This window comes from Novosphingobium sp. EMRT-2, assembly GCF_005145025.1.
Lineage (GTDB): Bacteria > Pseudomonadota > Alphaproteobacteria > Sphingomonadales > Sphingomonadaceae > Novosphingobium.
On record NZ_CP039695.1, the window covers coordinates 3,423,385 to 3,446,073 of the forward strand.

The window sequence follows — 22,689 nt, forward strand, 5'->3', positions numbered from 1 at the left end:
CAATGAACCGCAAGACCATCCTGGCCCCGCAGTCCGCGTTCAAGGCGCGCCACGCGGCCCTGCTCGCCAGCGTTTCGGCGCTGGCCGGGCTGGGGATCGCCAGTCCCGCCTTCGCCGCCGCGCATGCCAGCCCGATTGCGTCGCAGGCTGATTTCGCCCGCCTTTCCCGGTTGGCGATTGACGCCAGCCTGACCGACCAGCGGGTTCTGCCGGGGGTGTCGGCGCGCCTGGCAGAACTCTCGGCGGGCGTGCTCCCGATCGCGCCCATGCCGGTCCTTTCGGCAGGGCTGGTCGGCTCGGAAAGCACCGTGCGGCGCGGCGATGCGGCGCTGTTCCTAGGCTATAGCAACTATCCGGCCTTCATCGCCCGCGCCGAGCTGCGTGTTTTCGCGCCGGATGCGCCGCTCTCGGGGCCGCCGCACGCGGTGGTGGAAGCCGATCGCAACGGCCTGATCCGCTGGACGCCAAGCACTTATGCGGGCGATGCCATGCGCTTCGTCTATCGCGTCTATGACCGTGACGGAAGGTACGACGAGACCGCGCCGCAGCCGCTGACGGTGTTGTCGGCGGTGCACATGCTCCCCGCCGAGCCGGTGGCCCGTGCCGATTTCGGCCAGATTGACAGCGCCGCGATCCGCCAGCTTCCGCTCGATGGTGCGCAGGCGGTGGCGGTGGAAGGCCAGACGTCCGCGCCCGATCAACTCGTGCGCGTCGCCGGCCAGATCGCGCCGGCCGACGCCGCCGGGCGCTTCGCAGCCGTTCAACTGCACCCGGCCGGCTGTGGCGCGGTCGCGGTCAGCGTGACAGGTCCGTGCGGCGAAAGCACGATCCAGCACGTCGTGCCCGATCCGGCGCAGAGCTTGCCCGCAACCGCGATGGGGGCCGGCGATGGCCTGAGCATCGCCATGGCCGATCCACAGACGGATGCGGTCGCCACTGCGTCGATCGCGGCCGACAACCCTTACGCTATCCGCGTGCGGACCGATGCCGCGCGGGTCGATCCCGTGCTGGCGGCCGGGCTGGTCGAAAGCGAGCGGGCGGTGGTGCGCGGGAGGGACGCGACGTTCATCCGCTATACCAACTATCCCGCGATGGTGGCTCGTGGCGAGGTGCGGATTTTCCGCGCCGATGCCTCGCCCGATGGCACGCCGCTGGCGGTCGTGCCGGCCGACCGCGACGGCGTTGCGCGCTGGACGCCGGGCGCGGATGCCGAGGGCGATCTTTTCTATGTCTATCGCGTCTATGACCGCGACGGCCAGTTCGACGAGACCGCGCCGCAGGAACTGACCGTGGTGGATACCCCGTTCGAGGGCAGTCCGCCGCCGCGCCCGCTGTTCGGATCGCGCGACGAGGCGGCGGTGCGCAACATCCCGTTCGGACGCACCGCGACGGTGACGGTCACCGGCCACGCGGATGCAGAGGAAGTGGTGCGCGTAGGCGGGCAGATGATCCCGCTCCAGTCCGACGGGCGCTTCGTCAGCCAGCAGATCGTCGCGCGCGATGCGCGGCAGGTCTGGGTGACGGTGGGGCAAGGCGAACAGACCCGATTCACCGCGATGCGCGACATCGGTGTGAAGCAAAGCGACTGGTTCATCGTCGGCCAGGGCGATCTGACCTTCGTTTCCTCCAAGGGCAACGGCCCGGCGGTGGAAGTCAGCGGCGATCCGATCGCGGCGGGCGAGCACGTGACCGGCCGCGCGGCGTTCTACGCCAAGGGCACGTTCGCCAGCGGATGGAAGGTGACGAGTTCGCTCGACACCGGCGAAACGCTGCTCAAGGACCTGTTCAGCAACCTCGACCGCAAGGACCCGCGCCAGTTGCTGCGCCGGCTCAATTCCAACGAATACTACACGACCTATGGCGACGATTCCGCGCTGGTCGAGGATGCGCCGACGCAAGGGCGGTTCTACCTGAAAGTGCAGAAGGACCGCTCCAGCCTGCTGATCGGCAACTACGTCGCCGATATCCGCCAGGCGGAACTGGCGCAGCTCAATCGCGGCACGTTCGGCGCGATCGCGAGCCACCAGAGCGTGAAGACCACCAGCTTTGGCGAAAGCAGGCTGCAGGTCACAGCGTTCGCGTCCGATCCCGGCACGATCCCCGGCCGCGACGAGTTCCGGGGGACGGGCGGTTCGCTCTATTACCTCCAGCGCCGCGACGTGACCGTTGGGTCGGAACGGCTGGCGGTGGAAGTGCGCGACCGGATCACCGGCGTGGTGCTTTCGCGCCGCAGCCTGCAGGCGCAGGAAGACTACAGCATCGATTACTTCCAGGGGCGGCTCACGCTGCTCCAGCCGCTTTCGTCCTATGCCGCCGGCAGTGCGACGGTGCGCGATGGCACGGCTTCGGCGGGCGTGCCGGTGCTGGTCGCCAACTACGAATATACCCCGGCGGTGGGCGACGTGGGCGGCTATACCGTGGGTGGCCGCGCCGCCGCGTGGATCGGCGATACGGTGCGCCTGGGCGTGACCGGCCAGCGTGAGACCACCGGCACCGCGGATCAGACGCTGCTGGGCACGGACGCCACCGTGCGGCTGCACCCCGGCACCTATGTGAAGGCGGAAGTCGCGCAGACCGAAGGACCGGGTTTCGGTCAGTCGAACTCGGTCGATGGCGGCCTGACCTTCACCAATTATGGCGCGACCGGCAGCGCCAACGTGAAGGCCATGGCCTATCGCGCGGAAGTGGCGGTTAACTTTGCGGAACTGGCGGGCGGCAAGCCTGCGGATGCCGGCGCTGTGGCCGGAGCCGGCGTCGATAAGGGCAAGCTCTCCGCCTGGTTCGAGCATCTCGACGCAGGCTTCGGCGCCAACGCGCAACTGACGGCGAGCGCCACCGAGCGCTGGGGCGCGCAACTGGCGCTGCCGATCGGCACCCGCACCGCGCTGGCGGCCAAGGTCCAGCATCTGCGCACCGACGCCGCCGGCAGCCGCACGGTCGGTTCGGCGGACGTGACGCAGCGCCTGGGTGGCGGTTTCACGCTGGCCGGCGGGCTGCGCTATAGCCAGGAAGCGGTCGGGCTGGTCTATAACAGCACAGAAAGCGGCAAGCGTACCGATGCCGCGCTGCAACTGGGCTACAAGCCGGAGCAGGGCAAGTGGTCGGTCTATGGTTTCGGGCAGGCGACGCTGGACCGCGACGCCGGGCGGCGCGGCAACAACCGCGTCGGGCTGGGCGGCAAGGTGGAGCTTTCTGACCGGCAGTCGCTGGCGGCCGAAGTCTCCGAAGGCAACGGCGGGCTGGGCGCGAGCGCCACGCTCAACCATCGCTATGGCCGGGGCTCGGAAACCTATCTGGGCTATGCGCTGATCACCGACCGCGTCGATCAGGGGCTTGAGCCTTCCACTAGCTTTGCGCGCACCAATCGCGGCACGCTGACGCTGGGCGCGCGGCACCGGTTTTCCTCCGCGCTGTCGATCCACGGCGAAAACAAGCTGGGCCACGGCGGCACCGCGCCAAGCCTGACGCGCGGCTTCGGGCTGGACTGGACGCCCACGGAGCGCTGGTCGTTCTCCGGCTCGTTCGAGAACGGCCATATCGACGACGTGGCGACCGGCCGCTTCCGTCGCACCGCCGCCACGTTCGGCGTGGCCTATACCAGCAAGGGCGTGCAGTTCGGCACAAATGTCGAAGGTCGGTTCGAGCGCGGTGCGGGGCGCAGCCAGAACGTATGGCTGTTCCGCAATCACGCCTCGGTCATGATCAACCCGGACTGGCGCGCGCTGGCGCGGCTGAACTTCGCCATCGCGGACAACACCACGGCCGATGTCAACGCCGCCGACTATGTCGAAGGCACGATCGGCTTCGCCTATCGCCCGGTGGCGAACGACCGGCTCAACCTGCTGACGCGCTATACCTACCTCAAGGACATGGGGCCGGTGGGGCAGGTGACGCAGGGCGGGCAGATCGGCAGCCCCAAGCAGAAGAGCCAGATCTTCGCGATTGACGCGAACTACGATCTGACGCGCACGCTGACGCTGGGCGGCAAGTATGCCTTCCGCAAGGGCAGCGTCTCGCTCACGCGCGACAGCGATACCTATGTCACCAGCAACACCTGGCTGGGCGTGGCGCGGATCGACTGGCGGCTGGTGCGGCAATGGGACGTGCTGGTCGAAGGACACTACCTGTCCGCCGACCGCGCGGGCGATCACCGCTGGGGCGGTCTGGCGGCGGTCTATCGCCATCTGGGCAACAACGCGAAGGTCGGCGTGGGCTACAGCTTCTCCGACTTTTCCAGCGACCTTTCGAACCAGAGCTACACGAGCAAGGGCGTGTTCGTGAACCTGCTGGGCAAGTTCTGATGCGGGGGAGAGCGGGGATGAATACCATGCGTTCATGGATCGCGGCCGGCTTCGTGCTGGCGGGCTGCCAGATGGCGCCCATGCTCGCGGCGCCCGCGCAAGCCGCGCCGGTCGAGCAGTTGCGCTGCATCGACGACCGGCTGAACGAGCGCCAGCGCGCGGATATCGCCGGGCTGTTCGCGCAGCAGCCGGATGATCCCGCCGGTCATGTAAAGACCGCCCAGGGATCGGTCGCCGCATCGCGCGACATGACCCTGGCGCTGGCCAGTTGCGCCGCGCGGTTCGGCTGGAGCAGGGCGGCGCAGGACGCGGCGTCGCGCTATCTGGTGGACATTGCGCGCCTGGCGCGGATCGCGGTCGATCGGGGCGTGCCCTGGAGCGCGACGATGGAGCGGCATGCGCCGCTTGCCGTAAAGCGCCTGCCCGATGGGGCCGAGGTGGAAGGGCATCTGCGCGCGCAGATCGTCGCGGGCGCGGTCGCCAATGGCAACGGCGCGATCAGCGCGGCGCAGGGAGACGATGTGATCGCCTATCTGCGCGGCTGGCGCGAAGTGGAGCGTGCGCGCGGGGCCTTCGCCGGCGTGAAATGATCAGCGTGCCGTGGCGGGAGGGGCAGGGCGCACGAAACGCGCCCGCGCCGCTTCCGCCTCGGCATGGATCGCGCATTCCCTGGGGTGGTCGTTGATCAGGCCCATCGCCTGCATGAAGGCATGGACGGTCGTCGGGCCGACGAACTTCCAGCCCCGCTTCTTGAGATCCTTCGACATCGCGATCGACGCGGGCGAGGTGGAAGCGAGGTGAGGGACCGCTTCACCCCGTGGTTCGAAGCTCCAGACATAGGCGGCGAGCGAGCCCTTTTCGGCGATCAGGTCCAGCGCGCGGCGGGCGTTGTTGATCACCGCCTCGATCTTGCCGCGGTGGCGGACGATGCCGGCATCCTGCAGCAACCGCTCGACATCGCCTTCCTCGAACCCTGCGACGCGCGCGAAATCGAAGCCGTGGAACGCCGCGCGGAAATTGTCGCGCTTCATCAGGATGGTGCGCCAGCTCAGCCCTGACTGGAAGCCTTCGAGCGAGAGCTTTTCGAACAGCCGCCGATCGTCCTCCACCGGGAAGCCCCATTCGCGGTCATGATAGGCGATGTACTCCGCCGAGGCGGCGCACCAGCCGCACCGCAACCGCCCATCCTCACCCGTCGCTAGACTGACCATTACCCCGCATTCCCATCATTTCGAATCGCATCGACGTTCTTCATATGTTCCATCAATGTGAGGGTTGCAAATTATGTCTGCAAATTGGCGCGCCCGGCAGGATTCGAACCTGCGACCACCAGCTTAGAAGGCAGGTGCTCTATCCAGCTGAGCTACGGGCGCGCGCCAGCAGCCCCATAAGGCGGCTTTGCGCCGTGTGCAAATCGCGATAGCAGGGATTCATGAACGATCCCCATGCTTCATCGCCCGTTTCCCGGCCCCTTTCCCGCATCGCCGGCAGCGCGGGCGCGCGCCGGCATTTCCGCTATTTCGACTACATGATGGCGAGTTTCGTCGGCATCCTGCTGCTCTCGAACCTGATCGGTGCCGCCAAGCTGGCGACAGTGGGCGGCGTGACGTTCGGCGCGGGCATCCTGTTCTTCCCGGTGTCCTATGTGCTGGGGGACGTGCTGACGGAAGTCTATGGCTACGCCAATGCGCGGCGCTGCGTGTGGATGGGCTTCTTCGCGCTGCTGTTCATGGCGCTGATGAGCTTTGTGGTGGTGGCGATGCCGCCTTCGCCGGACTGGGGCTGTGCTTCCAGCGCGGACGCGCGGTTCGCGGACGTGGTGGCGCGCGAATCCGCCGGGGCGATCTGCCAGACCACCTATGAATCGGTGTTTGGCAGCACCTGGCGCATCGTGGCGGCCTCGGTCATCGCGTTCTGGGCCGGCGAGTTCGTCAACAGCTTCGTGATGGCGCGGATGAAGGTGTGGACGCAGGGCAAACACCTGTGGACGCGCACGATCGGATCGACCGTGTTCGGGCAGGCGGTGGATAGCGTGATCTTCTACCCGGTCGCCTTCCTGGGCATCTGGTCGCACCAGGCGGTGCTGACCGTGATGGTGACGAACTGGGCGATGAAAGTGGCGTGGGAAGTCGTGCTGACGCCGGCCACCTACGTCGTCGTTGGATGGCTCAAGGCCCGCGAAGGCGTGGACGTGTTCGACACCGATACGGATTTTTCGCCGTTCGCCAAGACCGACGCTGTCTGACCACGGACGTGGTCTTATTTGGGCAGTGAGGCTCCTCTCCGGGGGGGCAGGGAGAGGAGCCTCGGTTGACGCCGGCCGGTGTTCGGGGGGATGGCGGGCGTCAGGTCGCGGCGCTGTTGCGGCTTCGCGAACAGATTGGGCGATCAGGAATCCGCGATCAGGCCGATGGCGAGATAGATCAGGATCAGCGAGCCGAAACCGACCAGCGTGCCGACGACCCAGGCGATGCGCACCAGCGTGACATCGATGTCGAAATAGTCGGCGATGCCGGCCGAAACCCCCAGGAACTTGCCACGGGCCTTGTTAAGCCGGAACTTGCCCGAGCGGATCGAAGAGCCTGCGACGGGGCGGACGGCGGAATCTTCAAAGCGCAGATCGGTCATGCGACGTACTCCGAAACGGTGCTGGCGGCGACCGGCGACGAGGCCGGGGTGGAAACGGTGCCGCTGATCAGCGCCAGCGAAAGGGTGAGCGCGGCGAAAGCGGCGGCGATCTGGTTCGAGAACGAGCGAATGGCGGTCATGGGGCGGGTCCTTTTTGGGTTCGAATGGGGTGGCGAAGCAGGTGTTTCGCCGATGCAACCTCCATTGCAGAAGCCGTGCCAAATGCCGAAAAGCCCGGAAATCCGTCATTCTCTCAAAAAGTGCGGAGGATTTATCGGATGCTCATTCCTGAAAGTCGGGAAAAATTCCTAATCTATGGGATGCATTGAGCGGATGATCGCGGTTCGCGCTCCGTTCGCGTTTTGCCGTTCGGTTTGGGCTTGCAAAATTCCGCGCTCGCGCCTATCTGCGCTTCATCCCGACATTGTGAAGGCAAGGTCAGGGCTGGCGCCGGAAGGGGCCGGCGCGATCGGCCTTTGCTGTTTCCGGGGTTTGCCGCATCGGCGGCGCTTGGAGTTTGCATGGCGGATATCGCGCGGATTATCGAGATTATCGAACCCGAGGCCAAGGCCCTGGGTTTCGATCTCGTGCGCGTGCGCCTGTTCGGCAAGACCGAGGTGGGTGACGAGGAACATACGCTCCAGATCATGGCCGAGCGGCCCGAGACCGGTCAGCTCGTGATCGCGGATTGCGCGGCGCTTTCGCACCGTATCTCCGATCGCATCGACGCACTGGAAGAAGCGGGCGAAGTGCTGATCGAGGACGCCTATCGCCTGGAGGTCAGCTCGCCCGGCATCGATCGGCCGCTGACCCGGCTCAAGGATTTCGCCAACTGGACCGGGCACGAGGCCCGGATCGAGCTGGACGACCTGCTCGACGGGCGCAAGCGGTTCCGTGGCGAACTGCTGGGCCTGGAGGGCGAGACCATTTCGATTGCCGACGACGGTGTGACGTATGCCGTGCCGTTCGGCCTGATTGCCAATGCCAAGCTTGTCCTCACCGACAAGCTGATCGCAGCCTCCCGGCCGATCGACGCTTCCGGAGTTGATGAGGAAGAGTTCGACGGCGCGGACGACATTCTTGAGGAACAGGAAGACTGACCATGGCCAGTGCGATTTCCGCCAACCGCGCCGAGCTGCTCGCGATCGCCAACGCGGTTGCGACCGAGAAGATGATCGACAAGGCGATCGTCATCGAGGCGATGGAGGAAGCGATCCAGAAATCGGCGCGCAACCGTTACGGCGCCGAAAACGACATCCGCGCGAAGCTGGACCCGCGCACCGGCGACCTGCGCCTGTGGCGCGTGGTCGAAGTGGTCGACGTGGTCGAGGACTACTTCAAGCAGGTTGACCTCAAGCAGGCGGAAAAGCTGCAGCCGGGCGCCAAGGTGGGCGACTTCATCGTCGATCCGCTGCCGCCGGTGGACCTGGGTCGCATCGATGCGCAGTCGGCCAAGCAGGTGATCTTCCAGAAGGTCCGCGATGCCGAACGCGATCGCCAGTATGAAGAGTTCAAGGACCGCGCGGGCGAAGTCATCACCGGCGTGATCAAGTCGGTCGAATTCGGCCACGTCATCGTCAATCTCGGCCGCGCCGAGGGCGTGATCCGTCGCGACCAGCAGATTCCGCGCGAAGTGCCCCGCGTGGGCGAGCGCGTGCGCGCGCTGATCATGAAGGTCGAGCGCCAGAACCGCGGCCCGCAGATTTTCCTCAGCCGCGCGCATCCGGACTTCATGAAGAAGCTGTTCGCGCAGGAAGTGCCCGAAATCTACGACGGCATCATCGAGATCAAGGCCGCGGCCCGCGATCCGGGTAGCCGCGCGAAGATCGGCGTGATCAGCCGCGACAGCTCGATCGACCCGGTCGGCGCCTGCGTCGGCATGAAGGGCAGCCGCGTGCAGGCCGTCGTGCAGGAACTGCAGGGCGAAAAGATCGACATCATCCCCTGGAGCGAGGATACCGCGACGTTCGTGGTCAACGCGCTGCAGCCAGCCACCGTCAGCCGCGTGGTGATTGACGAGGAAGAGAGCCGCATCGAAGTGGTGGTGCCCGATGACCAGCTTTCGCTGGCGATCGGCCGCCGTGGCCAGAACGTGCGCCTCGCTTCGTCGTTGACCGGTTCGGCCATCGACATCCTGACCGAGGCCGAGGCTTCGGAGAAGCGCCAGAAGGAATTCGCCGAGCGCTCCAAGATGTTCGAGGAAGAACTCGACGTCGACGAAACGCTGTCGCAGCTGCTGGTCGCCGAAGGCTTCAGCGAGCTGGAGGAAGTGGCTTATATCGACGTGGCCGAACTGGCGACGATCGAGGGCTTCGACGAGGAACTGGCCGAGGAGCTGCAAAGCCGCGCGGTCGAGGCGTTGGAGCGCCGCGAGGACGGTTTCCGCCAGGAACGCCGTGCGCTGGGCGTCGAGGATGCGCTGGCCGAGCTGCCGCACCTGACCGAAGCGATGCTGGTCACGCTGGGCAAGGCCGGGATCAAGACGCTGGACGACCTGGCCGATCTGGCCACCGACGAACTGATCGCGCGCAAGCGGGCCGAGCAGCGCCGCCGCGACAACACCCGCCGCGACCGTTCGGAACGGTCGGAAGACAAGGGCGGCGTGCTGGGCGAATATGGCCTGAGCGAAGAGCAGGGCAACGAGATCATCATGGCTGCGCGCGCGCACTGGTTCGATGACGAGCCGGAAGCTGCCGCCCCCGCATTCGAGGAGGCCGCCGATGCGGAATCCTCACAATGAGCCGCTAGTCGCCGAAAGGCAGAAGACGCGCACGGCGGGGGAAGCCTCGCCGGAGCGGCGTTGCGTGCTCACCGGTCGTCACGATGACCGCGATGCGCTGATCCGGCTTGCGCTGTCGCCCATGGGCGATGTCGCGCCGGACCCTTTGGCACGCGCGCCGGGGCGGGGCGCCTGGATCGGCGTGAGCCGGGCCGAGCTGGCGCAGGCGCTGGCCAACGGCAAGCTCAAGGGCGCGCTGGCGCGGGCTTTCAAGGGCGCGCCGCTGACGATTCCGTCCGACCTTCCCGAACGGACCGAAGCCGCGCTGCTGCGCGCGCTGACGGATCGGCTGGGCATCGAACTGCGCGCTGGCAACATGCTGCTGGGTACCGAAAAGATCGCGCAGGGGTGCCGGGCTGGCGCGGTGACGTTCCTGGCGCACGCCAGCGATGCCGGCAGCGATGGACCAAACAAGCTGGCGCAGGCCTGGCGGGTGGGCGAGGAAGCCGAAGGCACGGGTCTGAAAGGCATCATCTTGCCGCTGGACCGGGCGGCGCTGTCTGTGGCATTGGGCCGCGACAACGTCGTTCATCTGGCGCTTACCGACGACGCGGCGGCCGCAAGGGTTGCCGCACCGCTTCAGCGGCTGCTGCATTTCATGGGGCGTGACGAAAAGTCCGCCGGTGATGTCGCTGCTTCGGTGGCGAATGACGATTTTGATACGAAGGGCGAATGAGTTCGATGAGCGATAGCGACAAGAAGCCGACACTGGGCCGCAGGCCGCTGGGCCTGAAGACCTCGGTCGAGGCGGGAGAGGTCAAGCAGACCTTCAGCCATGGTCGCACCAACAAGGTGGTGGTCGAGGTCAAGCGGCGCAAGCTGATGCCGCGTGCCGGCGGGCCTGAGGCCGCCCCGGCCGCCGCGCCCGCTCCGGAACCCGTTGTCGCGCGGCTGGCCCCTGCCGCGCCGCCGGCGCCGCCCCCGGCCGCGCCCGCCGCATCGCGCGAAACGCGCCAGGAATTGCAGGCACGTCTGCTGCGCGAGGCCGAGGAAGCCCGTCTCGCCGCGCTGGAGGCCGCCAACCGCCGCGAGCAGGAAGAACGCCAGCGTGCGGTGGACGAAGAGCGTCGCCGCGCCGAGGAAAACCGCAAGGCCGAGGAAGCGCCGGCTCCGGCCGCTACCGAACCGCAGCCTGAACCCGCGGCCGAGGCGGCTCCCCCGGTGGAAACGCCGGCTGCTCCCGCTTTTGTGGAAGAGCAACCCGCGCCGTCGGCGAACACGGGTAGTGCCACGCCCGCACCCGCGCCGCGCCGCTTTACCCCGGTTGCTCCGGTCAAGCGGCCCGAGCCGCCGAAGAAGCCGCAGCAGCGCGACAAGAACGCGGTCGATCGCCGTCAGGCGGGCAAGCTGACGGTCACGCGCGCGCTGAACGAGGACGAGGGCGCCCGCGCCCGTTCGCTCGCGGCGCTGAAGCGTGCGCGTGAAAAGGAACGCCGCGCGCACTATGCCGGTCAGCAGCACCAGCGCGAAAAGCAGGTGCGCGACGTGATCGTGCCTGAAGCGATCACGGTGCAGGAACTGGCGAACCGCATGGCCGAAAAGGCGGCGGACCTCGTCAAGGCGCTGTTCAAGATGGGCATGATGGTCACCATCAACCAGACCATCGACCAGGATACCGCCGAGCTGCTGGTCACCGAATTTGGCCACAACATCCAGCGCGTCAACGAAAGCGATGTCGATATCGATACCGCCGCTGACGTCGATGCGGATGAAACGCTGAAGACGCGTCCGCCCGTGGTGGCCATCATGGGCCACGTCGATCACGGCAAGACCTCGCTGCTCGATGCGCTGCGCGGCACCGACGTGGTGCGCGGCGAAGCCGGCGGCATCACGCAGCACATCGGCGCGTACCAGATCAAGACCAAGGGGGGCGACTATGTCACCTTCCTCGATACGCCGGGCCACGAAGCCTTCACCGAAATGCGGATGCGCGGCGCCAACGTCACCGATATCGTCATCCTCGTGGTGGCGGGCGACGACGGGCTGATGCCGCAGACGATCGAGGCGATCAACCACACCAAGGCGGCCGGCGTGCCGATGATCGTGGCGATCACCAAGAGCGACAAGCCGGAGTTCAACCCGCAGAAGATCCGCGAGCGCCTGCTCGAGCACGAAATCATCGTCGAGGAGATGTCGGGCGACGTGCAGGACGTGGAAGTCTCCGCCAAGACCGGCGCCGGGCTGGACGAGCTGATCGAGAAGATCCTGCTTCAGGCGGAACTGATGGAGCTGAAGGCCAACCCCGATCGCGCGGCGGAAGCCACCGTGATCGAGGCCAAGCTCGACAAGGGCAAGGGGCCGCTGGCCACCGTGCTGATCAACCGCGGCACGCTGCGGGTTGGCGACATCCTCGTCGTCGGCACCCAGTCCGGCCGCGTGCGTGCCATGCTGGACGACAAGGGCCGGCAGGTGAAGGCCGCGCCGCCCGCGCTGCCGGTGGAAGTGCTGGGCATCGGCGGCGTGCCGATGGCCGGCGATACGCTGACCGTGGTCGAGAACGAGGCCCGCGCTCGCGAAGTGGCCGCCTACCGTCAGGAAAAGGCGACCGCCAAGCGCACGACGACCGCCCCGTCCAGCATCGAGAACATGTTCTCCGCGCTCGCTGCCAAGAACACCGTGATCGAATACCCGCTGGTGGTGAAGGCGGACGTGCAGGGGTCCACCGAAGCGATCGTCAACGCGCTCAACCGTATCTCGACCGATGAGATCAAGGTGCGCATCCTCAATTCGGGCGTCGGTGCGATCACCGAAAGCGATGTCATGCTGGCGCAGGCCAGCGGGGCACCGATCGTCGGCTTCAACGTCCGTCCGAACGCCAAGGCGCGCGAACTGATCGAACGCAACAAGGTGCGGCTGAAGTATCACGACGTGATCTATCAGCTGACCGACGACATCCGTTCGGAAATGGCCGGCGAGCTTGGTCCCGAACGGATCGAAACCGTGGTCGGCCGCGCCGAGATCAAGGAAGTGTTCCCGGCTGGCAAGAAGGACAAGGCGGCTGGTCTGCTGGTTCTGGAAGGCTACATCCGCAAGGGCATCAACGCCCGCCTTACGCGCAACGATGTCATCGTCAGCAAGACGGTCATCGCATCGCTGCGCCGCTTCAAGGACGACGTGCCGGAAGTGCGCGCGGGGCTGGAATGCGGCGTGGTGCTGCAGGACACCAACGACATCAAGCCGGGCGACATGCTCGAAGTGTTCGAGGTGGAAGAGCGCGAACGCACGCTCTGATCTTCATCCGATCGGCAAACGAAACGCCGGGGCAGCCGAAGGGCCGCTCCGGCGTTTTTTTGTGATCAATTGTTTGCAAGCGTTGGGCATTTCCCACCCCCGACCCCTCCCGCAAGCGGGAGGGGAGCGAGACTTGCGCCGCCTTAGGCGGCGTTAGTCGCAGCGGGGTGGGCTCTCCTTGCGCCGGGCTTGCAACGGATACGACCGTTCAAAAGAAAAGAGGCCCGCGTTGCCGCGAGCCTCTGTTTCTTTTCCGGTGAAGGCCGATCAGTCGTCGGACTTCAGAAACGCCGGCATGTGATCGGGGGCCGGGCCGTCGTCGCGGTCGCGGCGGGGGCCACGGTCGCCATCGCGACGGGGGCCGCGATCCCCGCGACCGCCGCGATCGCCACGCGGGCCACGGCGGTCACCACGGTCACCGCGATCACCACGCGGTTCGCGCGGTTCACGGGGCGGGCGGGTATCTTCGAGTTCCGCGCCGGTTTCCTGATCGACCACGCGCATCGACAGGCGGACCTTGCCGCGCTGGTCGATTTCGAGAACCTTGACGAAGACGTCCTGGCCTTCCTTGACGACATCGGTCGGCTTCTCGACGCGCTCGTTCTTCATTTCGGAGACGTGGACGAGACCGTCCTTGCCGCCCATGAAGTTCACGAAAGCGCCGAAGTCGACGATGTTGACGACCTTGCCCTTATAGACCTTGCCCACTTCGGCCTCGGCCACGATGCCGATGATCCAGTTCTTGGCGGCTTCGATCTGCGACAGGTCGGACGAGCTGATCTTGATCAGGCCTTCGTCGTCGATGTCGACCTTGGCGCCGGTGGTGGCCACGATCTCGCGGATCACCTTGCCGCCGGTGCCGATCACGTCACGGATCTTCGACTTGTCGATCGAGATCGTTTCGATGCGCGGAGCGTGCGCCGAAAGCTCGGTGCGGACTTCGCCCAGGGCCTTGGTCATTTCACCCAGGATGTGCGCGCGGCCTTCCTTGGCCTGCGCCAGCGCGGTCGCAAAGATTTCCTTCGTGATGCCGGCCACCTTGATGTCCATCTGCATCGTGGTGATGCCTTCGCTGGTGCCGGCCACCTTGAAGTCCATGTCGCCAAGGTGGTCCTCGTCGCCCAGGATGTCCGAAAGGACCGCGAACTTGTCGCCTTCCAGGATCAGGCCCATCGCGATGCCCGAAACCGGGCGCAGGATCGGAACGCCCGCGTCCATCATCGAAAGGCAGCCGCCGCACACGGTCGCCATCGAGGACGAACCGTTCGATTCCGTGACGTCCGACAGGACGCGGATCGTGTAGGGGAAGTCTTCCTTCAACGGCAGCACCGGGTGCAGGGCCCGCCAAGCCAGCTTGCCGTGGCCCACTTCGCGGCGGCCCGGCGCGCCGAAGCGGCCCACTTCGCCGACCGAATAGGGCGGGAAGTTGTAGTGCAACATGAAGCTTTCGTAGCGCAGGCCATCCAGGCCGTCGATCATCTGCTCGGCGTCCTTGGTGCCCAGCGTGGTGGTGCAGATCGTCTGCGTTTCACCGCGCGTGAACAGCGCCGAACCGTGCGTGCGCGGCAGGAAGCCGACGATGCTTTCGATCGGGCGGACCTGCGTGACCGTGCGTCCGTCGATGCGCTGGCCGTCCTTGAGGATGGCGGTGCGCACGATGTCGGCCTCGACCTTCTTCAGGGTCTTGATCGCGACCATCTGGGTCTGCGGGGTCTCGTCGGAGAAGGCTTCCTTCGCCTTGGCGCGGGCTGCGTTGAGCGCGTCCGAGCGGGCCGACTTGTTGGTCAGCTTGTAGGCGGCGGCGATGTCCTTGCCGACCAGGCTCTTGAGCTTCTTCTTGATGTCCGCGGTGTTGTCGGTGAGATCGATTTCCCACGGATCCTTCGCGGCCTTTTCGGCCAGTTCGATGATCGCGGCTACGACCTTGCGGCTTTCGTCATGGGCGAACATGACCGCGCCGAGCATTTCGTCCTCGGTCAGTTCCTTGGCTTCCGATTCCACCATCATCACGGCGGTGTCGGTGGCGGCGACGACCAGGTCGAGGCGGCCTTCGGCGACTTCGGCCGACGACGGGTTGAGCTGGTATTCGCCGTCCTTGAAACCGACGCGCGCGGCGCCGATCGGCCCCATGAAGGGCACGCCCGAGATCGTCAGCGCGGCCGAAGCGGCGATCATCGCGACGATATCGGGTTCGGTCTCGCCGTCATAGCTCAGCACCTGGGCGATGACGTTGATTTCGTTGTAGAAGCCTTCGGGGAACAGCGGACGGACCGGGCGGTCGATCAGGCGGGAAACCAGCGTTTCCTTTTCCGTGGCGCCGCGTTCGCGCTTGAAGAAGCCACCGGGGATGCGGCCGGCGGCGGAATACTTTTCCTGGTAGTGGACGGTCAGCGGGAAGAAGTCCTGGCCTTCCTTCACCGACTTGGCGGCCGTGACCGCGCAGAGCACGACCGTTTCGCCATAGGTGGCGAGGACCGCGCCGTCAGCCTGACGGGCAATGCGGCCGGTTTCGAGGGTGAGGGTCTTTCCGCCCCACTCCAGCGATACGGTTTTGACGTCGAACATTTCGTTTCCTTCAGCCCGCAGGCCCTATTGCCGGCGGGGTTTTGCTGCCGGGGATTCCGTCCCGGTCCGGTGCGGGGCACGTTCGGCCCCAAGGCGGCTTCGCCGGATTGCGAAGCATGCCCGGATGCGAAAAGCGGCCCGCTAGGGGCCGCTTCGCTTGGTTACTTGCGCAGACCGAGCTTCTGGATCAGCGCGTTGTAGCGCTCGACATCCTTCTTCTTCAGGTAGTCGAGCAGGCTGCGACGCTTGTTGACCATCTGCAGCAGGCCACGGCGGGAATGGTTGTCCTTGTGGTGGCTCTTGAAGTGTTCGGTCAGCGTCTGGATACGGCTGGTGAGGATCGCCACCTGGACTTCCGGAGAACCGGTGTCGTTCGCCGCGCGGGCGTTGCTCTGGATGACTTCCTGCTTCTTTTCAGCGGTAATCGACATATTCTTACTCCGCGACATCCTTCAAAGGTTGAAACCCCGCGCCACGATCAGGCTTCCGCCCGAAAGCTCCACCAGCGCGACCGGCACTCTGCCGTGGCGCGCCCAGTATAGCCCGTCGTGAAAGGGCAACCCGGCCAGAACGCGGCCCTGACGGACCGCTCTTGCCTGTTCCGGGTCAAGGTCAAGAGCCGGGATGTCGACCAGCCCTGCCTCCAGCGGCAAGATCACGTTCTCAAGTGGCGCGCCTTTACCCACATCGTTCAATTTGTCCAGCGAAATCGCGTGATCCAGCCCGAATGGGCCGGCGCGCAGCCGGCGCAGCATGGTGACATGCCCGACCGTGCCCAGCGCCCGCGCTATATCTCGCGCGAGACTGCGGACATAGGTGCCCTTCGAGACGTGCGCGACGAGGGTAGCCTCCTCGAGCAACTCCCCTTCGTGGGTGTGGACGTCCAGTGCATGGACCGCCACCGCGCGCGCCTTCAGCTCCACCGTTTCGCCCGCGCGGGCGCGGTCGTAGGCGCGCTGGCCATCGACCATCAGCGCCGAATAGGCGGGCGGCACCTGCTCGATCGGGCCGGTGAAGCGCGGCAGGATGGCATGAAGCGCGGCGAGGGCAGGGCGCTCCGCGCTTTCGGCGATCACGCTGCCTTCCAGGTCCAGCGTGTCGGTTTCGCTGCCGAAACGGATGGTGAAGGCATATTCCTTGCTGGCATCCAGCATGCGCCCGCACAGCTTGGTCGCTTCGCCCACCGCGATGGGCAGGATGCCCGAGGCGAGCGGATCGAGCGTGCCGCCGTGGCCGACCTTCGCCTTGCCGAGCCCCGCCTGCCGCAGGTTGCGTTTTACCGCAGCCACGGCCTGGGTCGAGCCCAGGCCGATCGGCTTGTCGAGGATGATCCACCCGTTCGTCATGGCCCGGCGCCATAGAGCGACTGGACGGCGATGTCAGCCGCGATAGTTCCCGCGCGGAGCGATCAGGACTTGTGCGCAGCGTTCGCCGACTTCACCGGCGGGGCATCGACTTTGACGAAGCTCTGGATCGGATAGTGCTGGCCGCGCACCACGACATCGGCCCAGCGATCCAGCCGGTCGGTGCCGCTGTTCTGGATGCCGACCGCTTCCACGAAAGGCAGGTCGAACGCCGGCGTCATCAGCGTGGCGCGATACCATTGCCGGCCGCTGTCCTGAAAATAGATCACCCGGTCGCCATCCGCGCGCCAATCCCGGATCGCACCGTGGTTGATGAAGGGAACGGATGCCTCCTCGCTCTGCGCGGGCCGGGCCATCGCCGCCGAAGCGGAAACCGGCGAGGCGACCATGGCCAGCACAGCCAGCGGGGCGAGGAACAGTGCATTGTTCTTCATAGCTTTTGCTCCATCGAAGTTCATGCCCCCGACATGGCGCGGCTTCGCACCGGTTCAAGCTGCCGATACACTAGATTACACAACGTGACCTTTGCATGAATGCCGCGACCAGCCGGCTGTCCCATCCGGCGTGGCCAGCTTCGTCTTTCCTGCTGTATGTGAAGATCATGCGGACCGGCACCATTGCCATCCTCGCGAGTTGTGATCGCGGGGCGCGATTTGTGCGCCACCCCACCATGACCGGATCGTCGCCGCCTGGCGTCGCCTTAGAAGGGAAGGCATCACCATGGCCAAATCACCTCGCAGCCAAGCCGGCCGCAGACCATCTGCCGGCGGAGAGACGCATCAGGGCGCGGAGGATCTCGATACCGCCGTTCTGACCACCAACCATGGCGTTCCCGTTTCCGACAACCAGAATTCGCTGAAGAGCGGATCGCGCGGGCCGACGCTGCTCGAAGACTTCGTGCTGCGCGAAAAGATCTTCCACTTCGATCACGAACGCATTCCCGAGCGCATCGTCCATGCGCGTGGCAGCGGCGCCCATGGCGTGTTCGAGGCGACCGACGACATTTCCGACCTGACAAAGGCCGCGGTCTTTACCAAGGGCGAAAAGACCGAGGTATTCGTGCGCTTTTCCACTGTCGCCGGCGGCGCTGGATCGGTCGATACGCCGCGCGATGTGCGCGGCTTCGCGGTCAAATTCTACACCCGGGAGGGCAACTGGGATCTGGTGGGCAACAACATTCCGGTGTTCTTCATCCAAGATGCGCTCAAGTTTCCCGATCTTGTCCATGCCGTGAAAATGGAGGCCGATCGCGGCTATCCGCAGGCGGGCAGCGCCCACGATACGTTCTGGGACTGGGCCTCGCTGATGCCCGAGACCACCCACATGCTGATGTGGGCCATGTCGGACCGGACCCTGCCGCGCGCGTTCCGGACCATGGAGGGCTTTGGCGTCCACACCTTCAAACTCGTCAACGCGAAGGGAGAGGCGAGCTTCGTCAAGTTCCACTGGAAGCCACGGCTCGGCCTGCAATCCACGATCTGGGACGAGGCGCTCAAGCTGCAGGCGGCGGACAACGACTACCAGCGCCGCGACTTGTTCGAAGCGATCGACTCCGGCAACTTTCCGCAGTGGGACCTGGGCATACAGGTGTTCGACAAGGCCTTCGCCGAGGCGCAGCCCTATGACGTGCTGGATGCAACCAAGCTCATCCCGGAAGAGGACGTGCCCGTCCGCATCGTCGGCACGCTGACGCTCAACCGCAGCGTCGACAATTTCTTTGCCGAGACGGAGCAGGTGGCCTTCCTGCCGTCGAACGTTCCGCCGGGCATCGACTTCTCGAACGACCCGTTGTTGCAGGGGCGGCTGTTCTCCTATCTCGACACGCAGAACTCGCGCTTGGGCACGACCAACTTCCACCAGATCCCCGTCAACGCGCCGCGCTGCCCGTTCGGCAATTTCCAGCGCGACGGCAAGATGCAGACCATGGTGCCCAAGGGCCGCGCCAACTACGAGCCCAACAGCCTTGCCGCGCATGGCGAGGAAGGCGGCCCGCGCGAAAGCGCCTTGGCCGGGTTTGTCACGACGGACGCCGCGACGGGTGGGGAGGAGAACGGCGAAAAGCTGCGGGTCCGTCCGGAAACGTTCGCCGATCACTACAGCCAGGCGCGCCTGTTCTACCGATCACAGACGCCCAGCGAGCAGGCCCATATCGCCTCGGCCTTCGTGTTCGAACTGTCGAAGGTCGGCCTGCTCGATCAGGTGCCGCCGCGCATGGTGGCGAACCTGCGCAATGTCGACGAGGACCTTGCCCGGCGCGTTGCCAACGGGCTTGGCATCCCGCTCCCGCCCAAGGCGCCGGCGGCGAAGGAGCCGATCGACATGCCGCCGTCCGATGCGCTGTCGATCCACAAGAATATGAAGGAGACGCTCGAAGGCCGCGCGGTTGGCATTCTCATCGCCGACGGTACCGATGCCGCCGAACTGGACGCGGTGATCGCCGCAGTCCGAAAGGCCAAGGGCAAGGCCGTAATCGTCGCTCCCAAGGTCGGCGGGGCCAAGCTGGGCGATGGGTCGATGCGCAAGGCGGACGGCCAGCTTGCCGGATCGCCCACCCAGATATTCGACGCGGTCGCGATCGTCTTGTCGGACGATGGCTGTGCCGCCCTCCTGAAGGAAGCGGCGGCCTTGCAGTTCGTGATGGACGCGTTCGGGCATTTGAAGGCGATCGGCCACAGCGAAGCGGCAAAGCCGTTGCTCGAGAAGGCCGGCGTCGAACCGGATGACGGCGTCACGGGGCTTGGCAAGCCGTTCGTCGCGGCGGCCGCGCGCCGGTACTACGACCGCGAGCCGAGCCTGCGCACCCTGGCATGAAACTGCCGGCACCGCAGGACAGGGATGGCATCGTGGAGAACGGTTTGGCGTCGATCGCGCTGATCGGCGCCGGGCCGACCTCGATCTATACGCTCCAGGCCCTGCTGGCGCGGGCGGGTGGCCTTCTTGCGATCACGATCTTCGAGGAGCAGGCGCGGGCCGGGCTGGGGACGCCGTATCGTCCCGGCTGGAACGACCCCGCGATGCTCGCCAACATCGCCAGCATCGAGCTTCCCCCCCTGGGCATCACGCTGGTCGAGTGGCTGGCGCAGCAGACGCCCGCGCGGCTCGCGGGGTACAACATCGAGCCGGACGGCATCGACGAACGGACCTTCTACCCCCGCGTCGTGCTGGGTCATTACCTGCGAGACCGTTTCGCGGCGCTGGTCGCCGACGGACGCGCGGCCGGTCATGCGATCGACGTTCGCGCCAACGCGCGCGTGACGGACATTGCCGCGGAAGGGAATGGCCTGTGCCTTTCAGTTCAGCCGCGCGGCGGCCCGGCCTACCAGATGCGGTTTTCGCAGATTGTGATCGCGACAGGCCATGAATGGCCCGAGGAACCGGAGGTTCGGCCGGGCTACTTCTCCAGCCCGTGGCCGGCCAGCGCGCTCAAACGTATCCCGGCGGGGCCGGTCGGCATTCGCGGAACATCGCTCAGCGCAATCGACGCGGCGGTCGCGTTGGCGGTTCACCACGGCGCGTTCGTGATCGCCGCTGGCGAGGACTTAGGCGAGCCGGCGCCGGGTGAAAGCGCTCCGGCGGAGGACCAGGCGCTTCGCTGGAAGCCCCAGGCCGGCGCAGCGGCGCTGCACATCACGATGATGTCGCGCAAGGGCTTGATGCCGGAGGCGGATTTCTTTTGCCCGATCCCGCATGAACCGCTGACCATTTTCACCGAGCAAGCGGTGCAGGTCCTGATCGAAGCGGGCGGAACCGGCCTGCTCGATCGCACCTTTGGTCTGTTCAAGGAACAATTGCGGCTTGTCGATCCCGGCTATGCCGACGAGATCGGATGGGATGCCTCTGTCGAGACGTTCGGCGAGCGCTATTTCGCCGAACGCCTTGCCGTCGATCCCTTCGCGTGGGCGCAGGCGAATCTCGACGAAGCGCGAAAGAATTTCGAAACCGGGACCACCGTTCCATGGCGTTATGCCATCCTGCGGGCGCATGAGGTGTTCGCGCGGATCGTGCCGCATCTCGACGAAGAGGATCACGCACGCTTTTCAGGGCATCTCCAGCCGATCTTCACGGACAATTACGCGACCGTCCCCCACGCATCGATCGAGCGCCTTCTGGCGCTGCATCGCGCGGGTGCGCTGACCATCCTCGCGGTGGGTGACCAGGCCAGGCTTGATACGCATTCGGAAGCGTCGGGGGCGACCATGTGGTTCGACGGCCAAGCGCATCATTTCCCCGTATTCATCGACGCGACCGGCCAGCGGCCGCTGGAAGCGGAAGCCTTCCCGTTTCAGACCCTGCTCAATCAGGGCGTTGTGCAGGACGCGGGCGAAACCGGGGCCGGATACCGCGGGATCGTGATCGACGAAGATTTTCGACCGGTCTCGGACCAGCCCGCTTCCCGGCGCATCCATCTGCTGAGCCTGCCGTTCATTCTGGGGCGGCATCCCTTCATCCAGGGCCTGACCAGCTGCCACGACATGGGGGAGGCCGTCGGTGCGCAGTTGGCTGACCGGGCGGCCTGCGCGACCGGGGCCGCTACGCGGTCCTAGTTCATTTCCGGCCCGGCCACAGCCTGCGCGACCATCTCGTACCAGCTTCCGAGCCATTGCACCGGGGGCAGGATCAGGCGATCGACAATGTGCAGGTTCGGCGCGATCTGGGGCAGCACGAACAGCAGCAGGAGCATGATGGGCAGTCCGTAGGGCCGTACCCGCGCATAGGCCATGGCGGCGCGTTCGGGCAGTAGCCCTTCGACGATGTGCGACCCGTCGAACGGGGGCACCGGCAGCAGGTTAAACACCGCCAGGAAGATGTTCAGCGCGATGAAGTTCTGGAGATTGGCGGCGAGGAACAGCAAGGCCGTTCCCGGTTGCGTCGCATCCGTGGTGAAACGGGCGAGCAGGCCAAGGCCGATAGCTCCCAGCAAGGCGAGCACGAGATTGGTGCCGGGGCCTGCCGCCGCCACGATCATCATGTCACGGCGCGGATCACGCAGCCGGCGGGCGTCGACCGGCACCGGCTTGGCCCAGCCGAACACGGGCGCTTTGATCAGCGCCAGGAAGCCCGGAAGGATCACCGTGCCCATGGGATCGACATGGCGCAGGGGATTGAGGCTCAGCCGGCGTTGTTCGCGCGCGGTCGGGTCGCCCAGCAGACCGGCGACCCAGCCGTGCGCCACTTCGTGAAACACGATCGCCAGCACCAGCGGCACGATCAGTGTCGCCGCTTGCCACATCGTATCGCTCATGGATGCAAAGCCTCGCTGAAATGGCGCCGGCAGAGCGCGACATAGCGGTCGTTCCCGCCGATCTCGGTTTGCGCGCCGGCCCTGACCGCCGCACCGTCGCTGTCGACGCGCAGGTTCATCGTGGCCTTGCGACCGCAATGACAGACCGCCTTCAGTTCGACCAGCGAGTCGGCGATGCCCAGCAACGCGGCCGAACCGGGGAACAGTTCGCCCCGGAAATCGGTGCGCAGGCCATAGCACAAGACGGGGATGTTCGCCTCGTCCGCCAGGCGCGCCAGTTGCCACACCTGTGCCCCGGAAAGGAACTGCGCTTCGTCGATCAGCACGCAGGACAGCGGCTGCACCGCATGGGCGGCGGTCACGCGTGCCCACAGGTCGGTGGTTTCGTCGAACAGGTGCGCGTCCGCCGCCAGCCCGATGCGGCTGGCGATCGGTTTGCCCTCCCAACGATCATCGACCGCCGCGGTCCACAGCATGGTGGCCATGCCGCGCTCGCGATAGTTGAAATCGGCCTGCAGCAGCGTGGTCGATTTCCCCGCGTTCATGCTGGCATAGTAGAAATAGAGCTTGGCCATGCGT

General features: G+C 66.0%; 18 protein-coding genes and 1 tRNA gene. 9 read left to right on the forward strand and 10 right to left on the reverse strand.

Annotated features, from left to right (window positions below):
* Positions 1-2: 2 nt before the first annotated feature.
* A complete protein-coding gene (locus tag FA702_RS16630; RefSeq protein WP_136957000.1) occupies positions 3-4,301 on the forward strand; it encodes a hypothetical protein in 4,299 nt (1,432 codons plus the stop codon).
* A gap of 17 nt (positions 4,302-4,318) precedes the next feature.
* Positions 4,319-4,891: a hypothetical protein gene (locus FA702_RS16635; RefSeq protein WP_136957001.1), complete on the forward strand. Its 573-nt coding sequence runs from the start codon at positions 4,319-4,321 to the stop codon at positions 4,889-4,891.
* Here the strand turns inward: FA702_RS16635 and FA702_RS16640 are convergent, their stop codons facing one another.
* Together FA702_RS16640 and FA702_RS16645 are read right to left on the reverse strand one after the other, a co-directional pair.
* Positions 4,892-5,512 (reverse strand): DNA-3-methyladenine glycosylase I, encoded by a 621-nt coding sequence (locus tag FA702_RS16640; RefSeq protein WP_136957002.1) that lies wholly within the window; start codon positions 5,510-5,512, stop codon positions 4,892-4,894.
* Positions 5,513-5,597: 85 nt separating this feature from the next.
* Positions 5,598-5,674: transfer RNA gene (locus tag FA702_RS16645), tRNA-Arg, on the reverse strand.
* A 59-nt stretch (positions 5,675-5,733) separates the two neighbouring features.
* Between FA702_RS16645 and FA702_RS16650 the strand changes: the two genes are divergently transcribed.
* Positions 5,734-6,546 (forward strand): queuosine precursor transporter, encoded by an 813-nt coding sequence (locus tag FA702_RS16650; RefSeq protein ID WP_136957003.1) that lies wholly within the window; start codon positions 5,734-5,736, stop codon positions 6,544-6,546.
* A gap of 143 nt (positions 6,547-6,689) precedes the next feature.
* Here the strand turns inward: FA702_RS16650 and FA702_RS16655 are convergent, their stop codons facing one another.
* On the reverse strand, positions 6,690-6,929 hold the full coding sequence (locus FA702_RS16655) for a PspC domain-containing protein (RefSeq protein ID WP_136957004.1): 240 nt from the start codon (positions 6,927-6,929) through the stop codon (positions 6,690-6,692).
* Positions 6,926-7,069 (reverse strand): hypothetical protein, encoded by a 144-nt coding sequence (locus FA702_RS22825; RefSeq protein ID WP_168196096.1) that lies wholly within the window; start codon positions 7,067-7,069, stop codon positions 6,926-6,928. Before FA702_RS22825 ends, FA702_RS16655 begins: the two co-directional genes overlap by 4 nt.
* A 381-nt stretch (positions 7,070-7,450) precedes the next feature.
* Here FA702_RS22825 and rimP point away from each other — a divergent pair, with 381 nt between their 5' ends.
* Genes rimP through infB form a run of 4 tightly spaced genes read left to right on the forward strand, consistent with a single transcriptional unit; the run spans position 7,451 to position 12,939 of the window.
* Positions 7,451-8,029 carry a ribosome maturation protein RimP gene (rimP, locus tag FA702_RS16660; RefSeq protein ID WP_136957005.1) on the forward strand — a complete coding sequence of 193 codons (579 nt, stop codon included), beginning with the start codon at positions 7,451-7,453 and terminating at the stop codon, positions 8,027-8,029.
* A 2-nt stretch (positions 8,030-8,031) separates the two neighbouring features.
* Positions 8,032-9,669, forward strand: a complete 1,638-nt coding sequence (nusA, locus tag FA702_RS16665) for a transcription termination factor NusA (protein WP_136957006.1) — start codon at positions 8,032-8,034, stop codon at positions 9,667-9,669.
* Positions 9,650-10,384, forward strand: a complete 735-nt coding sequence (locus FA702_RS16670) for a DUF448 domain-containing protein (RefSeq protein WP_125956448.1) — start codon at positions 9,650-9,652, stop codon at positions 10,382-10,384. The genes nusA and FA702_RS16670 overlap by 20 nt, the downstream gene beginning before the upstream one ends.
* A 5-nt stretch (positions 10,385-10,389) precedes the next feature.
* Positions 10,390-12,939 carry a translation initiation factor IF-2 gene (gene infB / locus FA702_RS16675; RefSeq protein ID WP_210417656.1) on the forward strand — a complete coding sequence of 850 codons (2,550 nt, stop codon included), beginning with the start codon at positions 10,390-10,392 and terminating at the stop codon, positions 12,937-12,939.
* Positions 12,940-13,206: 267 nt separating this feature from the next.
* Here the strand turns inward: infB and pnp are convergent, their stop codons facing one another.
* The 4 genes from pnp to FA702_RS16695 all read right to left on the reverse strand — a co-directional run bounded on the left by pnp (position 13,207) and on the right by FA702_RS16695 (position 17,302).
* The gene (pnp, locus tag FA702_RS16680; RefSeq protein WP_136957008.1) at positions 13,207-15,504 is read right to left on the reverse strand and encodes a polyribonucleotide nucleotidyltransferase; all 2,298 of its coding nucleotides are present in this window, start codon (positions 15,502-15,504) and stop codon (positions 13,207-13,209) included.
* A gap of 161 nt (positions 15,505-15,665) precedes the next feature.
* Positions 15,666-15,935, reverse strand: coding sequence for a 30S ribosomal protein S15 (gene rpsO, locus FA702_RS16685; protein WP_124809182.1), 270 nt, complete (start codon positions 15,933-15,935; stop codon positions 15,666-15,668).
* A 21-nt stretch (positions 15,936-15,956) separates the two neighbouring features.
* Complete coding sequence (gene truB / locus FA702_RS16690) at positions 15,957-16,850, reverse strand: tRNA pseudouridine(55) synthase TruB (RefSeq protein ID WP_136957009.1); 894 nt, start codon at positions 16,848-16,850, stop codon at positions 15,957-15,959.
* A gap of 62 nt (positions 16,851-16,912) precedes the next feature.
* Complete coding sequence (locus FA702_RS16695; RefSeq protein WP_136957010.1) at positions 16,913-17,302, reverse strand: DUF6491 family protein; 390 nt, start codon at positions 17,300-17,302, stop codon at positions 16,913-16,915.
* A gap of 286 nt (positions 17,303-17,588) precedes the next feature.
* Between FA702_RS16695 and FA702_RS16700 the strand changes: the two genes are divergently transcribed.
* Positions 17,589-19,679, forward strand: a complete 2,091-nt coding sequence (locus FA702_RS16700) for a catalase (RefSeq protein ID WP_136957011.1) — start codon at positions 17,589-17,591, stop codon at positions 19,677-19,679.
* Positions 19,676-21,412, forward strand: a complete 1,737-nt coding sequence (locus FA702_RS16705; protein ID WP_136957012.1) for an FAD/NAD(P)-binding protein — start codon at positions 19,676-19,678, stop codon at positions 21,410-21,412. Before FA702_RS16700 ends, FA702_RS16705 begins: the two co-directional genes overlap by 4 nt.
* Here the strand turns inward: FA702_RS16705 and FA702_RS16710 are convergent.
* Both FA702_RS16710 and FA702_RS16715 read right to left on the reverse strand, forming a co-directional pair.
* A complete protein-coding gene (locus tag FA702_RS16710) occupies positions 21,409-22,110 on the reverse strand; it encodes a site-2 protease family protein (protein ID WP_136957013.1) in 702 nt (233 codons plus the stop codon). The genes FA702_RS16705 and FA702_RS16710 overlap by 4 nt on opposite strands.
* Positions 22,107-22,685 (reverse strand): thymidine kinase, encoded by a 579-nt coding sequence (locus tag FA702_RS16715; protein WP_136957014.1) that lies wholly within the window; start codon positions 22,683-22,685, stop codon positions 22,107-22,109. The genes FA702_RS16710 and FA702_RS16715 overlap by 4 nt, the downstream gene beginning before the upstream one ends.
* Between the last annotated feature and the right edge of the window lie 4 nt (positions 22,686-22,689).

Coding starts and splice junctions, on each gene's coding strand:
- FA702_RS16630 (WP_136957000.1), top strand. CDS start 3: ATGAACCGCAAGACCATCCTGGCCCCGCAGTCCGCGTTCAAGGCGCGC.
- FA702_RS16635 (WP_136957001.1), top strand. CDS start 4,319: ATGAATACCATGCGTTCATGGATCGCGGCCGGCTTCGTGCTGGCGGGC.
- FA702_RS16640 (WP_136957002.1), bottom strand. CDS start 5,512: ATGGTCAGTCTAGCGACGGGTGAGGATGGGCGGTTGCGGTGCGGCTGG.
- FA702_RS16650 (WP_136957003.1), top strand. CDS start 5,734: ATGAACGATCCCCATGCTTCATCGCCCGTTTCCCGGCCCCTTTCCCGC.
- FA702_RS16655 (WP_136957004.1), bottom strand. CDS start 6,929: ATGACCGATCTGCGCTTTGAAGATTCCGCCGTCCGCCCCGTCGCAGGC.
- FA702_RS22825 (WP_168196096.1), bottom strand. CDS start 7,069: ATGACCGCCATTCGCTCGTTCTCGAACCAGATCGCCGCCGCTTTCGCC.
- rimP (WP_136957005.1), top strand. CDS start 7,451: ATGGCGGATATCGCGCGGATTATCGAGATTATCGAACCCGAGGCCAAG.
- nusA (WP_136957006.1), top strand. CDS start 8,032: ATGGCCAGTGCGATTTCCGCCAACCGCGCCGAGCTGCTCGCGATCGCC.
- FA702_RS16670 (WP_125956448.1), top strand. CDS start 9,650: ATGCGGAATCCTCACAATGAGCCGCTAGTCGCCGAAAGGCAGAAGACG.
- infB (WP_210417656.1), top strand. CDS start 10,390: ATGAGCGATAGCGACAAGAAGCCGACACTGGGCCGCAGGCCGCTGGGC.
- pnp (WP_136957008.1), bottom strand. CDS start 15,504: ATGTTCGACGTCAAAACCGTATCGCTGGAGTGGGGCGGAAAGACCCTC.
- rpsO (WP_124809182.1), bottom strand. CDS start 15,935: ATGTCGATTACCGCTGAAAAGAAGCAGGAAGTCATCCAGAGCAACGCC.
- truB (WP_136957009.1), bottom strand. CDS start 16,850: ATGACGAACGGGTGGATCATCCTCGACAAGCCGATCGGCCTGGGCTCG.
- FA702_RS16695 (WP_136957010.1), bottom strand. CDS start 17,302: ATGAAGAACAATGCACTGTTCCTCGCCCCGCTGGCTGTGCTGGCCATG.
- FA702_RS16700 (WP_136957011.1), top strand. CDS start 17,589: ATGGCCAAATCACCTCGCAGCCAAGCCGGCCGCAGACCATCTGCCGGC.
- FA702_RS16705 (WP_136957012.1), top strand. CDS start 19,676: ATGAAACTGCCGGCACCGCAGGACAGGGATGGCATCGTGGAGAACGGT.
- FA702_RS16710 (WP_136957013.1), bottom strand. CDS start 22,110: ATGAGCGATACGATGTGGCAAGCGGCGACACTGATCGTGCCGCTGGTG.
- FA702_RS16715 (WP_136957014.1), bottom strand. CDS start 22,685: ATGGCCAAGCTCTATTTCTACTATGCCAGCATGAACGCGGGGAAATCG.